The sequence below is a fragment of the Pseudomonas serbica genome (assembly GCF_028823535.1).
GTDB classification, from domain to species: Bacteria; Pseudomonadota; Gammaproteobacteria; order Pseudomonadales; family Pseudomonadaceae; genus Aquipseudomonas; species Aquipseudomonas serbica.
On sequence record NZ_JAQIYM010000030.1, the window covers coordinates 1 to 15,236 of the forward strand.

Here is a 15,236-nt window from a genome sequence, read left to right on the forward strand (position 1 = left end):
ATGCTGCCCGGGGCGTCCATGCTTGCCTCAAAACCCATGGGATGGAAATGCCAGCGCATCAGCTGGCAGGCATTTGGAAAAGTAACCTTGCTGAACCCTCTATTCATGTGTTGCCCGCCTTCTTCATCGAGCGCTTCCATTAGCTCACGTTAGGAGGGAAGAGCCTTCAATGGCTCAACCAGTGACAGTCTTTAAAAGTAGCACCTGGATGTGAAATAAATGTGGAATTTTCAGGCCGTTTGGCAATTGCTGCGATTTTTTTGATGCAGGTCACGTACGCCAACGTTTGCGCAACAGGCAGGCGCCGTCAGCCATTGAAGACGCGGGCAAATTTGGGCAAGCTCGGCACTTTTCTTCGAGACCTGCCATGCACGCCGCAGATGATGGCCCGCTGCAAACCCAGGCCACGGGCGAGACGGTCATGCAGTACCACTTGCGCTGGAAACACCGCGATCTGGACGGGGTCATGGCGCTGTATCATCCCGAAGTCCAATACAACGATTTTTTCCAGAACCGGGTAATGGGGTTGGCTGAGCTACGTGACTATGTGCACAGCAGCATGCCCCGTGAACCGGACGAAGCCCTGGAACACACGGACCGCATACGCCTGGACGGCAACACCGCGTTCATCCAGTACCGCATCACCCTGCGTGGTGGCGAGGGGCTGGTGTCGTTTCGCGCCAGTGAAGCGATCACCGTGAAGGACGGTTTGATCTGGCGAGTCAACGAATACGCATCACTGGTGCGCGAGCAGCCTACCCGCAAAACCACTGGCGCCCAACGCCCGGCGGCCAGTCGACTGGGCCTGTCGCCGCGTCAGCTGAGCTTCATGGCCGACGACCTGCAACAATACTTTCAACGCCAGCAACCTTATCTCGACCCGGAGCTCGACCTGCAACGGGTGGCGCAGGAGTGCGGGTACAGTCGCAATCAGATTTCCTATCTGCTCAACCAGGTGCTTGGGCAGAGCTTCTATCGCTACGTCAACCAGGCACGCCTGCAGCATCTGCTCAACGCGCTGGACAGTGCCACGCTACCGGTGCGTACCGACGAGCTGGCGTTTGCCGCCGGCTTCAACTCACTGTCGGCGTTCTACAGCTGTTTCCGCCAGCACACCGGCCTGTCGCCCAAGGCCTACGTCAAACAAATTTCTTTGCGTGCACGCGCGCAAGACGGCGTCTGAGCCTACCCACTAGGATCAACGCCATCGAAGTCTGAGTGGCGGAGTCTTGCATGGCGGCGTGGCGCACTATCAGTTTATGGATGGATCAACTCGACGAGCCTCTGGTGGCGCGTGCGGCGCTGGAACAGGATCTGGACGTTGACGTCGCCATTATCGGCGCGGGGTACACCGGGCTATGGACCGCGTACTACCTCAAGCGCCAGGCGCCTGACCTGAACATCGTCATCTTAGAAGCGCAAACCGCCGGTTTTGGAGCGTCGGGGCGTAACGGCGGGTGGTTGATGGGCAATCTGCTGGGCGAAGACCGGATGCTCGCCGCCTCGTCACCCGAGCAGCGTCGTGCCTCTTACGATTTGCTCCATGGCATTCCCGATGAAGTGAAAAACGTCATCGATCGTGAAGACATCGACTGCGATTATCGCAAAGGTGGCGCGCTCTACTGTGCCGCCCGCTACCCCGAGCAGGAAGCCAGCCTGCGCCAGTACCTGGACAAGCTGTACAGCCAGGGCCTCAACGAAAGCGACTACCGCTGGTTGAGCCCGGAGCAGTTGGCGCAGCAGATCCGCGTGGCCAAGCCTTATGGCGCAATCTATGCGCCTCACGTCGCGACCCTGCATCCGGCCAAGCTGGTGCGGGGACTGGCGCGCGCAGTCGAGCGCCTGGGCGTCAGGATCTACGAGAACAGCCTGGTGAACCATTGGCAGTCCGGTAGCCTGCGCACAGCACGGGCCTCGGTGCGCAGCCGCTGGGTGGTACCGGCGGTCGAAGGCTATTCGGTGACCTTGCCGCCGCTGGGGCGGTATCAGTTACCGGTGCAAAGCTTGATCGTGGCCACCGAACCGCTGTCGGCCGCCACCTGGGACGAGATCGGCCTGAGTCACGGCCAAGCGTTCAGCGAAAGCAGTCGCCAAGTGACCTATGGCCAACGCACGGCCGATAACCGATTGATCTTCGGCGCCCGCGGCGGCTATCGGTTTGCCGGCAAGCTGCGCCATGACTTCGACCTGACGCGCAGCGAAATCGAGTTGCGGCAGTATCTGTTCGGCGAACTCTTCCCACAGCTTCGCAATGTGCAGATTACCCATGGCTGGGGCGGCAACCTGGGCATGTCGCGGCATTTCAAGCCACACATGTTGTGTGACCAGGCCAGCGGCATCGCCTTGTCCGGCGGTTATGGCGGGGAGGGGGTCGGTGCCAGCAACCTGGGTGGCAGGACCCTTGCCGACCTGATCCTGCAACGCGACACCGAACGGGTCCGCCAACCGTGGGTGGTTCCCCGAGGTGGCCTGGATGCGCTCAAGGCCTGGGAGCCCGAACCCTGCCGCTGGCTTGGCTACAACGCGATCATCCGCAGCTTCGTCCACGAAGACCAGACCCTGGCCAACCCGGCCAGCGCGCCCTGGCGGCGCAAGCTCGCCAGCGGGGTCGCGGGGTTCATGGAAGGTTTCATGCACTAAATAGCGTTTTCTTCACTGAAAGGTACTCCCATGCGTATCACCCAATTCAAGAACACCGCCACCCTGCAACTGCAAGAGTCGAACCCGGTCGCCGTACCTTTGGGCAGGCCGGTGGCGGTGGCTTCGACCACCAGCGTCGAACGCGATGACGGCGTCGAGACCGGCGTCTGGGAATGCACCCCCGGTCGCTGGCGGCGGCAGATCGTTGCCCAGGAATTCTGTCACTTCATCCAGGGGCGTTGCACCTTTACCCCGGACGAGGGGGAGACCCTGCACATCGAAGCGGGCGATGCCCTGATGTTGCCGGCCAACAGCCTCGGCGTCTGGGACATCGAGGAAACCGTGCGCAAGACCTACGTGCTGATTTTCTGAACGCAGGTCCCCTGATTGCCTGCCGCTCTCCAACAACAAAAACAGCCCCACAGGAATCGACCCATGACCCCGAAGACACTGCTCCTGGCGCCGCTGATGCTGGTGGCCGCCATCAGCCAGGCGGCCGACACCGTCAAGATCTACAACTGGTCGGACTACATCGCGCCGGACACCACGAAGAACTTCCAGAAAGAAAGCGGCATCGGCTTCACCTATGACGTCTACGACAGCAACGAAACCCTCGACGGCAAGTTGATGACCGGTAAATCCGGCTACGACGTGGTGTTCCCGTCCAACCACTTCATGGCCCGGCAAATCGAAGGCGGCGCCCTGAAAAAGCTCGACAAGGCGCAGTTGCCCAACTGGAAGAACCTCAACCCGGTGCTGCTCCAGGCCTTGCAGGGCAACGATCCGGGCAACGAACACGGCTTCCCGTACCTGTGGGGCAGTACCGGCATCGGTTACAACGTTGCCAAGGTCAAGGCGGTGCTGGGCGAGAACGCGCCCGTGGATTCCTGGGACCTGATCTTCAAGCCCGAGAACATGCAGAAGCTGCAAAAGTGCGGCGTGGCGATCCTCGACAATGGCCCGGAACTGCTCCCGGCCGCGCTGAACTACCTGGGCCTGCCCCATCACAGCAAGAACCCGCAAGACTACAAGAAGGCCGAAGCGCTGCTGTTGAAAGTGCGGCCTTATGTCAGCTATTTCCACTCGTCCAAGTACACCAGTGACCTGGCCAACGGTGATGTGTGCGTGGCGGTCGGTTTCTCCGGCGACATCCTGCAGGCGGAAAACCGTGCCAGGGAGGCGAACAACGGCATAGAGATCGGCTACTCGATTCCCAGGGAAGGCGCCGCCATCTGGTTCGACATGGTCGCCATGCCCGTGGACGCCCCGGATGAGAAGGCCGGTTATGCCTTCATGAACTACCTGCTGCGCCCAGAGGTCATGGCCGGTATCAGCAACTACGTGCACTACGCCAATGGCAACGAACAGGCCGACAGCCTGATCGACCCGGCCATCAAGAACGACACCAAGGTGTATCCGAGCCCGGACATGATGGGAAAACTGTTTGCGCTCGAAGCCATGCCGTTGAACATCGACCGGATTCGTACGCGGGTCTGGAACAAGATTCGTACCGGCAGTTGAAGCGCCTGGCAGGCCATCCGGACAAGATGTGCAAGCGCTTCGGCGCTCACGCAGCCGGATCGACCGTACAGCTCATGGCTCCCGCGCCGGGCATTTGCAGCAGGGTCTCGCTGCCGTTCTGCCAGAAGCTGTAGTCGCCTCGAAAGTCCTTGCCCTTGTATTGGCTGCCGGAGTAGTTCGGCACCTGGTCGAGGACGACTGAGGCGTTCGCCCATTTCAGGTAGACGATGCCCGGCTCCGCATTGAAAAAACTCGCAGTGATGACTCCGTTGAAGCCGGTGCAACGATAGGCGATGGGGCCTTCAGTGAGTCTGCTGGGATCTTTGGTCCGGGCGATCGCGGATCCTTGACGCAACTGGTGCGCACGCTCGGCATAGCTGCGGATCGCGCATGCCTTGGCTTGCGCCCCGGCACACTGATTACGGGCGTGAATCCAGAACTGTTGATCAGTCTCGACTTTGTCCGGGCGCGGTACCGAATGTTCATCCGTGAGTGCCAGCAGATAAAGGCGTTGCACTTCCCTGTCCATTTGCGCCAGTTGGGCATCGCGACAAATCAGCTTTTCGACCGACTCCCGGGCCTGGGCGCAGTCGAAGCTGGTTTTGAAGATGGGCGCGGGCGTCCTGGTACTTGCATGGAGGCTCGCTGTCGCGCACAGGGTGGTGGCGAGGAGAGAGGTCAAAAGGGGCGTGACCATTTTCATGCTGGCTTCACCAGGATCAATGCGTGAGCTTGTGGTGCAATGGAACCCATCGACCCCGTTCAAGGTCGTTCGGGCGCATGGGCTGTATCGCAGTTTAAGCCAGTGCGCAGAACCTGCCACACCCAGAGTGCGTGAGTGTCGGAAATGAGCAGCGCGCCAGAGCCTGTTGTTGCTTAATCTTCCTGGCGAATCGTGGCCACATCATCAGCCTTGACCTTCACCTTCGCCCCGGAAATGTCCTCGAACTCGAAGAAACCATCCTTGGTCTTGGTTTTTGGCATGTCCTTGGTCAGGTACTGGGTGCCGTTCTGCAGCGTAACCACCGTGGGGGTCGAGCAGCCGGCCAGGGCAAAAAAGGCCGCTACCGCCAGGGGTAAACCCAGAGTCTTGATGTTCATAGTCACCTCTTGTTGTTGAAAAAAAACATGGCGGTTGCCGCCAAGCGAGTGCAGCTCCATGGCGATTGGTGCCATGGAACGGCGGAAAGTTCGATGCCCGGTGGCAAAAAACCCTTACAGGACCGCCGCTTATCCTTTTCCGTTTGCACAGGGCAGGGCGTTGCTGGTATCTGTATGCATAACCAGTGCTCGCTCAAAGTGGCCTTTTTCTCCGTGACTGTAAAACCTCTCGACGATCCGTTCTACTACCTCAACAACTTCATGCAAGTGCTTGATTGGCTTGAACATCGCTATGTCGACGTGTTGAGCGACGAAGAGCATCGTTTCATCCGTGAATTCAATGTATTGCCCCGTGAGTCCCGGGCACTGCTGGTCAGGCTGGTCATGCGCAAGGGCGTTCATTTCCGGGCCAGCAAGCTGCATTACGCCGAGATCGGTGACATCTGCAGCGCGGCCCAGCCGTTGCTGGCGCAGGGTTGGATCGATGACTGCCAGCCGTTAGCGATCGAGGCGCTATTTGAAGTGTTGCTCAAGGCGGAAATTCTTCAATGCCTGGGCAACGCGATTGTTCAACCCAAGGGTAAAAAGATCGACTGGCTGCCGGCACTCTGTGAGCAGTTTCCTCAAGCGCAGGCCTTCAACGACTGGTGTCCGACGCTGAACGACCGCTTGTTCAGCCTGACAATCATGAGCCTGTGCGATCGCCTGCGCTTGATGTTCTTCGGCAATCTTTACCAGGATTGGTCCGAATTCGTTTTGGCGGACCTGGGCATCTTCACCTATGAAAAGGTCGAGTTCAGTGACGATTCCCGAGGCTTGCGCAGCCGCGAGGACGTCGATGCCTGCATGTTCCTCTACCAGTGCCAGCAACTGTTCGAGGCCGGCGAGGCGGTGGCGGGCATCGTCGCGCAAATCAACGGCCTGGCGCTGAGCAATCACTGGCTGCAACGGCGCCGCGACAAGCTGTTGTTCCAGATGGGCCAGGAGTGCGAGCGCGGCGGTGATTTCTGCGCCGCATTGACTCTGTACCGTGACTGCGCCTACCCCGGCGCGCGCGTGCGCATGATCCGGGTGCTGGAGCGTTGCGGTGAGTACGAGTTGGCCCTGGAGCTGGCGTGCCAGGCCGAGCAAACGCCGCAAAATGCCGCGGAGCAGCAGCACCTGCTACGAGTACTGCCCAGGCTGAGGCGCAAGCTGGGCGGGCCGGTGGTCAAGCGCGCAGCCCCGCGGGAGATGCTGCGCCTGGACCTGCAACTGTGCAGGACCGACCCTTTGTTGTCGGTGGAGGACCATGTACAGGCGCACCTGGGCGAAGCGTCGGCACCGGTGCATTACGTCGAAAACAGCCTGGTCAACTCGCTGTTCGGCCTGCTGTGCTGGCCGGCGATTTTCGCACCGCTGCCGGGGGCGTTTTTCCATCCGTTCCAGCGCGGTCCGGTGGACCTGTTGAGCGAAGACTTCCATAGCCGTCGGGCCGAGTTGTTCCAGGCCTGCCTCGGCGAACTTGACGACGGCCGGTACCGTGAAACCATTCGCGCGCGCTATGCCGAAAAGTGGGGCGTGCAGTCACCCTTCGTGTTCTGGGGCGCACTCAGTGAAGCGTTACTGGAACAGGCACTGGACTGCCTGCCCGCCGAACACCTCAGGCACTGGTTCACCCGGTTGTTGCTCGACATCAAGGCCAATCGCGCGGGCATGCCGGACCTGATCCAATTCTGGCCGCAGGAAAAAACCTACCGCATGATCGAAGTCAAGGGGCCGGGGGATCGCCTGCAAGACAACCAGCTGCGCTGGCTGGAATTCTGTCATGAGCACCGCATGCCGATTGCCGTGTGTTATGTGCAATGGGCGGAGCAGGGCGCTTGAACTACAGCATCGCAGTGCGGGCGCTGTGTGAGTTCACCGCCAAGGTGGGCGACCTCGACTTGCGTTTCACCCCGTCGCCGACCGCGCTGGAAGGCATCGTCGGGCACCGCACGGTGGCGTCACGGCGCAGTGACGGCTATCAGAGTGAAGTCGCCCTTGAGGGTTCGTATCAGGGGTTGACGGTCAAGGGCAGGGCGGATGGCTACGATCCTGCGCAAAACTGCCTGGAAGAGGTCAAGACCTACCGGGGCGACCTGAGCAAGCAACCGGCCAACCACCGTCAACTGCACTGGGCGCAGGCCAAAATCTATGGCTGGCTGATGTGCCGAAAACTCAATCTTGTGCAGATCAACCTGGCGCTGGTGTATTTCGATGTCGTCAGCGAAAAGGAAACCTGTCTGGTCGAGGGGTTTGACGCCGCCGAACTCGGGCAGTTCTTCAATCACCATTGCGGTTTGTTCCTGCACTGGGCCGAACAGGAAACCGTCCATCGCCAGGGGCGTAACCAGGCGGCGCAGCAGCTGGGGTTTCCCCATGCCGATTTTCGTCCGGGGCAGCGTCACCTGGCGGAATCGGTGTTCAAGGCCGTCAGCACCGGACGCTGCCTGATGGCCCAGGCGCCCACGGGGATTGGCAAGACGGTGGGCACCTTGTTTCCGCTGCTCAAGGCCCTGGCGCCGCAGCAACTGGACAAGGTGTACTTCCTCACGGCGAAAACCCCGGGCCGCAAGCTGGCCCTGGACGCCGCGCAGGTGATCCTGGAGCGCGCCGACGCGCCGCCCCTGCGGGTGTTGGAGATGATCGCCCGGGACAAGGCCTGCGAACACCCGGACAAAGCCTGCCACGGTGAATCCTGCCCGCTGGCCCAGGGGTTCTATGATCGCTTGCCTGCTGCGCGCGAGGCTGCCAGCCAGTTGAACATGCTGGATCAGAGCGCACTGCGCCAGGTCGCCCTGGCGCATGAGGTTTGCCCCTATTACCTGAGCCAGGAAATGGCGCGGTGGGCCGATGTGGTGGTTGCCGATTACAACTATTACTTCGATTTCAGTGCGCTGTTGTTCGGCCTGGCCCAGGCCAACACCTGGAAAGTCGCGGTGTTGGTCGATGAGGCCCATAACCTGGTGGAGCGTGGTCGGCAGATGTACAGCGCCAGTCTCGATCAATCGACCCTCGATGGCGTGCGCAAAACCGCCCCCGAGGTGTTGAAGAAGCCGTTGCAACGGGTCAACCGCGAATGGAACGCCTTGCATAACCAGCAACTCGGTGCCTACCAGGCCTACGACAAGCCGCCGGAAAAACTGCTCCAGGCCCTGTCGTCGTGCAGCGCCAGCATCGGTGATTACCTCAACGATCATCCGCAGGGACTGGACAGTGCATTGCAAAGCTTTTATTTCGACGTACTGCAGTTCTGTCGGGTGGGCGAACTCTTCGACCAGCAGTACCTGTTCGACATCAGCAAGCGCGACCTCGAACGCAAGCGCAACCTCTCGCAACTGTGCCTGCGCAACGTGGTGCCAGCCGGCTTCATCGGCCCGCGCCTGAGCGCTGCACGCAGCACCGTGCTGTTCTCGGCGACGCTAAGCCCCCGGCACTATTACGCCGATTTACTGGGTACCCCGGCGAACACCGTGTGCATCGACGTCGAGTCACCCTTTCATGCCGATCAGTTGCACGTGCAGATCGTCAACCGCATCTCCACGCGTTTTGTTCATCGCCAGGCATCCCTGGCGCCGATCGTCGAGCTGATCGCCCGACAGTTCGGCCAGCGCCCCGGCAATTACCTGGCGTTCTTCAGCAGCTTCGATTACCTGCAGCAAGTGGCGCAGTTACTGGCCGAAAAACATCCAGGGATCAACCTGTGGTCACAGTCTCGAGGCATGGCGGAGGCGCAACGCCAGGAATTCCTCGACCGCTTCACCGCCGAAGGCCAAGGCGTGGGCTTCGCGGTACTGGGCGGGGCGTTTGGCGAAGGCATCGATTTGCCAGGCGCACGCTTGATCGGCGCGTTCATCGCCACCCTGGGGCTGGCGCAGCTCAACCCGGTCAACGAACAGTTCAAGCGGCGCATGGCGGCCCTGTTCGGCGCAGGTTATGACTACACCTACCTGTACCCCGGTGTGCAAAAAGTCGTGCAGGCCGCCGGCCGGGTCATTCGTACACAGCAGGACCAGGGTGTGGTGATGTTGATCGATGACCGCTTTGGTGAGAGCAAGGTCAGGCAATTGCTGCCGCACTGGTGGTCAATCGCGCCGGCGGCTGTTCAAATGGATGGTTTATCGCATACTTCAGACAAACAGCAGTCGATGTGAGGGATCAATGAGCGAAGTTCGAACCCAGGCCGAGATCAATGAAGACAGGCGCCTGCGCCTGCTGATCGATGCGGTGGTTGACTATGCGATCTACATGATTGATCCCGATGGCATCATTACCAGCTGGAACGCGGGCGCCAGGCGTTTCAAGGGTTATGAGGAAGCCGAGATTCTCGGCCAGCATTTCTCGCGCTTCTACACCGATGACGATCGTCGTGCCGGCCTGCCCCAACGGGCGCTGGACACGGCCATCGGCGAGGGGCGTTTCGAAGGCGAAGGCTGGCGCGTGCGCAAGGACGGTACGCATTTCTGGTCCCACGTGGTGATCGATCCGATCTACGACCCGACGGGCACGCTCCTGGGATTTGCCAAGATCACCCGCGACCTGACCGATCGCAAGATGGCCGAAGAGACCCTCAAGCAAAGCGAGCAACAGTTTCGCTTGCTGGTGCAAAGCGTCACCGACTATGCCATCTACATGCTGGCCCCGGATGGCCGTGTGACCAACTGGAACCTGGGGGCCCAGCGCATCAAGGGCTATTTGCCCGAAGAAGTCATCGGCCGGCATTTTTCCATGTTCTACACCCCTGAAGACCAGGCTGCAGGCTTGCCCGCCTGGGCGCTGGAGGTTGCGACCCGTGAGGGACGCTTCGAGAACAAGGGCTGGCGGGTGCGCAAGGATGGCACCAGGTTCCTCGCCCATGTGGTGGTCGACCCGATCCGGGGCGACACCGGTACCTTGCTCGGCTTTGCCAAGATCACCCGCGACATCACCGAAGCGACCCAGGCGCAGCAGGCGCTTGAGCAAACTCGCGAAGCGCTGTTCCAGGCGCAGAAAATGCAGGCCATCGGCCAGCTCAGTGGGGGGATTGCCCACGACTTCAATAATTTGCTGACCGTCATTCTCGGCAACCTGGAGATTGTGCGCAAACGCCTGGCCGACGACCCGAAAATAGTCCGTTTGCTCGACAACGCCACCCAGGGTGCATTGCGCGGCGTCTCCCTGACCCAGCGCATGCTGGCCTTTGCCCGCAAGCAGGAGCTCAAGTCCGAACCTGTGGATCTGGCCGACCTGGTGCAAGGGATTTCCGGGCTTCTACGCAGTTCACTTGGGCCTTCGGTGGCCCTAGAAGCCCGTTTTCCAGCGCAGATCGAGCCGGTCATGGCCGATGTCAATCAGCTCGAACTGGCGGTGCTGAACCTGGCCACCAATGCTCGCGATGCCATGCCCAATGGAGGCAGTATCGTCATCAGTGCCCACGCCGAGACGCTTGCCGATCAACCCCAATCCTCCTCAACGGCGGGACGTTATGTGTGCCTGAGCATCACCGACACTGGCGAGGGAATGGATGAAGCAACGCTGGCCTCGGCGATGGATCCGTTTTTCACCACCAAAGGGCTGGGAAAAGGCACGGGCCTGGGATTATCGATGGTCCACGGCTACATCGAGCAATTGGGTGGGCGATTCATTCTCAAGAGCCGAAAAAACCTGGGTACGACTGCAGAACTCTGGTTGCCCGTGGCTTCGGCAGGCTCGGTACCGGCTGTTATTGTCGACGAGCCAGCAGGGCCGGAAGTCCCACGCCTGTGCATATTGGTGGTGGATGACGACAGCCTGGTATTAACCAGCACTTGCCTGTTGCTTGAAGACCTCGGACACCGCGTGATCACCGCGACGTCCGGTGACCAGGGCCTGGAACTGTTCGAGAAAAATCCGGCCATCGACCTTGTCATCACCGACATGGCCATGCCGCACATGAGTGGGGCGCAACTGGCAGATGCCATCCGCACGCTCAAACCCGGCATGCCGATTATCCTGGCAACCGGTTATGCCGATCGCCTGGAAGGCTTTGCATCCAGGCTGCCGCGCTTATCCAAGCCGTTTACCCAATTGAATCTGGTGGAGATCATTTCGTCTGCAATGTAGATGCCGCGCCTGTTGGGGCAAGCTTGCTCGCGTTGCAGATCAACGATGACGCGGGGAGCCTGGCCCCCCGCGGTGCTCTCAGGTTTTTCGCAAGCAAGCTCGCTCCTACAGGTGACCGTATTCCCCTGTAGCTGCTGCAGGCTGCGATCTTTTGATCCTGGTGTTCCATCAAGCAGCCATATGCGACGCCGCCATTTCCTTTTTCAGGCGGGCCTTCAAAGCCTCCATTTGTTCCCCAAGCTCATCCAGAGTGGCTTTGCCCAGCAGCTTTTTAGCCTGGGGAAACATCTCGGTCTCTTCCTCTTCAATGTGATGTTCGAGCAGTTCCTTGACCACTTTGACGCGGCCGGCGAACTCCGGCGTGGACGGGTCGGTGGCTTTCAGGTCCGGCAGTACCAGCGAATCCACGGTGCGGTGTTCTTCCTTGGCTTCGTAATACATTATGTCCTGCTCCTTGCCGCCGGCTTCCTTGTAGGCCGGGTACAGGATGTCTTCTTCCAGGCGGGTATGGATCGAGATTTCCATTTCCAGCTTTTCAAGGAGATCGGTGCGCTTTTTCAGGCCGCGCTCGGTGGATTCGCTCAGTTGGCTGAGGATGCCTTTTACGCGTTCATGGTCGGCTTTCAACAGGTCTATGGCATTCATGGTCAAGTCTCTCAAGTTGAGGTCAGCGCGAACGGTCTTTACCGCAGGTCACTCATCGTTAAAGAGCATTAGTCGTGCCGTATTTTCTGTTGCCATAAAGCGTTTCAAAAACAATGTCTTACGCGTGATAATGGCCAAATGGGGCCATGCAGGCTGCATGAGTCCGGGCTTTTGGCTCATGCAGTTCGCCACGGCAAGCTCATTCAAGCCGGTGGTTTCTTGCGCCGTTCATAATGGGCGAGGATCGGTTGGGTACTGACCCCGTGAATCAGAATGCTCAACGCAACCACACAGAGGGTAAGGTCGGTGCACAAGGTGGCCATCGATGGCGCCAGATCGTGATTCAAGGCGTAGAACAGGTAATAGAAGCTACCGATGCCGCGGATTCCAAACCAGCCGATCAACAGCCGTTGCTTGCCGTCAAGCAGGTTGCCCCAAGGCACCAGGCAGACAATCAGCGGCCGAATCACGCAGAACAGCACCAACGCAATTGCCAACGCGCGCCAGTCCCAATGCCCCACCAGCACCACCCCGAGCAGGGTCACCAGAAATACTTCCATGGCCCGTTCGACCAGGCTGCCGAAGGACAGCATGTCGCCCATCATGATGCCGGCCGCCACCTGCGCTTCCTCCAGGTTCGTTACATCGCCATGTACGGCAGCATCGGGCTCGACGTTCTGATGACCGACCACCGGTTGCACCAAGTGCTCGGCGGGCGTCAGTGAATGCCCCATCGATTTGACCTCGGCCCGACGCAAGCCCAGGGCTGCCGCGAACACCGACAGAAAACCGTAGCCGTGCACCGCTTCGGCGGCGACATACGCCAGGGCGATCAGGGCAAAAGTCAGGTAGTCGTTGGGCGACAGCGTGCTGTCGGCATTCCTGATGCGCATGGACAACGTCAGTCGGCCAATTACCCGGCCCATGGTGTAGCCGACGAGCAATCCGGCGGGCACCGCCCACAGCAAGCGTTTGAGCGCCCAGTCATCGAGCCAGGTGGTGGAATCACCGCCACCTTGCTGGATAAACAGCAACCCAAGGATAACGAAGGGAAACGCAATGCCGTCGTTGAGTCCGGCCTCACCGGAAAGGCCGAAGCGCACGGCGTCGTCATCCTTGGCATCGTTGACCTGCACCAGCGAGGCCAGCACCGGGTCGGTAGGTGCCAGGATCGCGCCGATCAGCAAAGACGGGCCCCACGGCAGGTCGAAAGCATAATGCAGCAACAGGCAGACACCGATGATGGTCAGGACCATCACCGGCCCCGCCAGCCCAAAAGCCACGCGCCATTTGCGGTCCCTCAGCGGCAAGCGCAACTTGAGGCCACAGACGAACAGCGAAAAGAGCACCGCGACTTCCGTCAGGTGCTCCATCCAGTAGGCGGCATCCTTGATATCCAGCCTGAGCCAGCCCAGGCCCGCGGGCCCGATGACCACCCCCAGCGCCAGGCACACGGCGGAGGTGATCACCGGCATCCAGCGCAGGAACGATGAGGTCAGTGCCAGCGTCAGCAGTACGGCACCCAGCACCGCGACCCAGGCAATGAAACTCATGGCCGGGGGGTCATTGACTGACGGTAGCGCGCAAGTACTCCGGCGTCAGCACGTTGAACCACAGCAGGATCATGCTCACCAGAATGGTGACCAGCACCAGCAACCCGACGCCCCAGACGCAGGCGGCATTGAGCACGCCTTGCTCCTTGCGCTCATGCATAAAGGTCGGCAAACCGACAAACAGCAGGAATGTCGAGTAAATCGAGGCGGCGCCCAGTACCAGGATCGCCAGCCAGCGACTCGGGTACAGGCCGGCAATACCCGCCAGGAAAAACGGCGTGACGGTGTACGCGGCAAAACCGATGCACTGGTTGAGCGTAGGGCGAGCCTCGAAAGTGCGAGACATCCAACGGATGAATCCTCCCATGATGGCGACGCCGGCGAGGGTGCACAGATACAGCAGGGCGCAAAGTTGCAGGGCGCTGCGGGGGCTGAGGTGGACCGTTTCGTTTTCCGCCAGGCTCCAGCCAACGTAGGTGGTGCCAATGTACAGGCAGACGGCGGGGATCAGGGCCAACAGGATCAAATGGGCGAGATAGTGGCGTGGGTGCGCTTCCTCTTCCTTGCGAATATCCGTCCACGCGTAGTTCGGCTGAGTGAACAGTTTGACGATAGGTGCGGACATGACAACCTCCAGGTATCGAAAGGCCCCCAGGGAGGGCCTATGAAGTGTTGAGCGCTGGAGACTCGCCGGGTTCCATTTTTCCGGCGCATGGCGCCATCACAGGATCGGTTTACCCCCGGTCACCCCGAAACGCTGGCCGGTGATGTAGCTGCCTTCATCCGACGCCAGTAATACATAGATCGGCGCGACCTCCACCGGCTGGCCCGGACGGCCGAGCGGGGTGTTGGCGCCAAAGTTCTGTACCTTGTCCTCGGGCATGGTCGAGACGATCAGCGGCGTCCAGATCGGACCGGGTGCCACGCTGTTGACCCGGATATTCTTCGGCCCGAGCATTTGCGCCAGGCCGGCGGTGAAGTTGGCAATCGCGCCCTTGGTCGTGGCATACGCCAGCAGGGTGGGGTTGGGCATGTCGGAGTTGACCGAACTGGTGTTGATGATCGAACTGCCGGGCTGCATGTGCTTGAGTGCCGCCTGGCAGACCCGGAAAATGGCGGTGATGTTGACGTCGAAGGTCATCACCCATTCTTCGTCGGGGATGTCCTCGAGGTTTTCGTGGGTCATCTGGAACGCGGCGTTGTTGACCAGGATGTCGATGCGGCCGAAACGTTCGACCGTCTTTTCCACCAGTGCCCGGCAATGCACCTTGTGCGCCAGGTCCCCCGGCAGCAGCAGGCATTGGCGGCCGGCCTGTTCAACCCAGCGCGCGGTTTCCTGCGCATCTTGCTCCTCATCCAGATACGCCACGGCTACGTCGGCACCTTCACGGGCAAAGGCGATGGCCACCGCCCGGCCAATGCCGCTGTCGCCCCCGGTGATCAGGGCGATCTTGCCATTCAGGCGACCCGAACCTTTGTAGCTCTGCTCACCGCAGTCTGGATAGGGATCCATTTTGCGCTGGGAGCCGGGGACGGGTTGCTGTTGTTTGGGGAAGGGTGGTTTGGGGTAGTGGTTCATTGTCGATCTCCGGTTTCAAGGTGGGGGAGTCAAAGGGTTGACCCTGGCCTTTCGTGCGGAGTTCGGTTGGATGAGGACCTGATGGCGCTGAAAAA

At 60.4% G+C, this 15,236-nt stretch carries 14 protein-coding genes; 7 read left to right on the top strand and 7 right to left on the bottom strand.

Features of this window, described 5'->3' with window-relative positions:
- Nucleotides 1-107, bottom strand: a 107-nt coding sequence (locus NQL71_RS29395; protein ID WP_274643767.1) for a DUF1652 domain-containing protein, incomplete at its 3' end; no start/stop codon positions are given.
- A 260-nt stretch (nt 108-367) separates the two neighbouring features.
- Between NQL71_RS29395 and NQL71_RS29400 the strand changes: the two genes are divergently transcribed.
- From NQL71_RS29400 to NQL71_RS29415, 4 genes are all read left to right on the top strand, one after another.
- Nucleotides 368-1,183, top strand: coding sequence for a helix-turn-helix domain-containing protein (locus NQL71_RS29400; RefSeq protein ID WP_046819082.1), 816 nt, complete (start codon nt 368-370; stop codon nt 1,181-1,183).
- A gap of 50 nt (nt 1,184-1,233) precedes the next feature.
- Nucleotides 1,234-2,640, top strand: coding sequence for an NAD(P)/FAD-dependent oxidoreductase (locus NQL71_RS29405; protein ID WP_274643762.1), 1,407 nt, complete (start codon nt 1,234-1,236; stop codon nt 2,638-2,640).
- Between the two features lie 30 nt (nt 2,641-2,670).
- A complete protein-coding gene (locus NQL71_RS29410) occupies nt 2,671-3,012 on the top strand; it encodes a cupin domain-containing protein (protein ID WP_046819084.1) in 342 nt (113 codons plus the stop codon).
- A gap of 63 nt (nt 3,013-3,075) precedes the next feature.
- Entirely contained in the window at nt 3,076-4,161 is a 1,086-nt protein-coding gene (locus tag NQL71_RS29415) for a polyamine ABC transporter substrate-binding protein (RefSeq protein ID WP_077183717.1), read from the top strand.
- A 46-nt stretch (nt 4,162-4,207) separates the two neighbouring features.
- Here the strand turns inward: NQL71_RS29415 and NQL71_RS29420 are convergent, their stop codons facing one another.
- Both NQL71_RS29420 and NQL71_RS29425 read right to left on the bottom strand, forming a co-directional pair.
- Nucleotides 4,208-4,864, bottom strand: a complete 657-nt coding sequence (locus NQL71_RS29420) for an MliC family protein (RefSeq protein WP_046819086.1) — start codon at nt 4,862-4,864, stop codon at nt 4,208-4,210.
- Nucleotides 4,865-5,037: 173 nt separating this feature from the next.
- On the bottom strand, nt 5,038-5,262 hold the full coding sequence (locus NQL71_RS29425; protein WP_077183891.1) for a YgdI/YgdR family lipoprotein: 225 nt from the start codon (nt 5,260-5,262) through the stop codon (nt 5,038-5,040).
- A 213-nt stretch (nt 5,263-5,475) separates the two neighbouring features.
- On the opposite strand from NQL71_RS29425, the gene NQL71_RS29430 reads away from it, so the two are divergent.
- The 3 genes from NQL71_RS29430 to NQL71_RS29440 are packed head-to-tail and all read left to right on the top strand — an operon-like array spanning nt 5,476 to nt 11,364.
- Nucleotides 5,476-7,128: a VRR-NUC domain-containing protein gene (locus NQL71_RS29430; protein ID WP_274643763.1), complete on the top strand. Its 1,653-nt coding sequence runs from the start codon at nt 5,476-5,478 to the stop codon at nt 7,126-7,128.
- Nucleotides 7,125-9,437, top strand: coding sequence for an ATP-dependent DNA helicase (locus NQL71_RS29435; RefSeq protein ID WP_274643764.1), 2,313 nt, complete (start codon nt 7,125-7,127; stop codon nt 9,435-9,437). The genes NQL71_RS29430 and NQL71_RS29435 overlap by 4 nt, the downstream gene beginning before the upstream one ends.
- Nucleotides 9,438-9,444: 7 nt before the next feature.
- The gene (locus tag NQL71_RS29440) at nt 9,445-11,364 is read left to right on the top strand and encodes a hybrid sensor histidine kinase/response regulator (protein ID WP_274643765.1); all 1,920 of its coding nucleotides are present in this window, start codon (nt 9,445-9,447) and stop codon (nt 11,362-11,364) included.
- 168 nt (nt 11,365-11,532) lie between these two features.
- On the opposite strand, the gene NQL71_RS29445 is transcribed toward NQL71_RS29440, so the two are convergent.
- From NQL71_RS29445 to NQL71_RS29460, 4 genes are all read right to left on the bottom strand, one after another.
- The gene (locus NQL71_RS29445; protein WP_046819089.1) at nt 11,533-12,009 is read right to left on the bottom strand and encodes a PA2171 family ribosome-binding persister protein; all 477 of its coding nucleotides are present in this window, start codon (nt 12,007-12,009) and stop codon (nt 11,533-11,535) included.
- Nucleotides 12,010-12,212: 203 nt separating this feature from the next.
- Complete coding sequence (locus tag NQL71_RS29450) at nt 12,213-13,562, bottom strand: cation:proton antiporter (RefSeq protein WP_274643766.1); 1,350 nt, start codon at nt 13,560-13,562, stop codon at nt 12,213-12,215.
- A gap of 10 nt (nt 13,563-13,572) precedes the next feature.
- Nucleotides 13,573-14,187, bottom strand: coding sequence for a Yip1 family protein (locus tag NQL71_RS29455; protein ID WP_046819091.1), 615 nt, complete (start codon nt 14,185-14,187; stop codon nt 13,573-13,575).
- Between the two features lie 96 nt (nt 14,188-14,283).
- Entirely contained in the window at nt 14,284-15,141 is an 858-nt protein-coding gene (locus tag NQL71_RS29460) for an SDR family oxidoreductase (RefSeq protein WP_077183713.1), read from the bottom strand.
- Between the last annotated feature and the right edge of the window lie 95 nt (nt 15,142-15,236).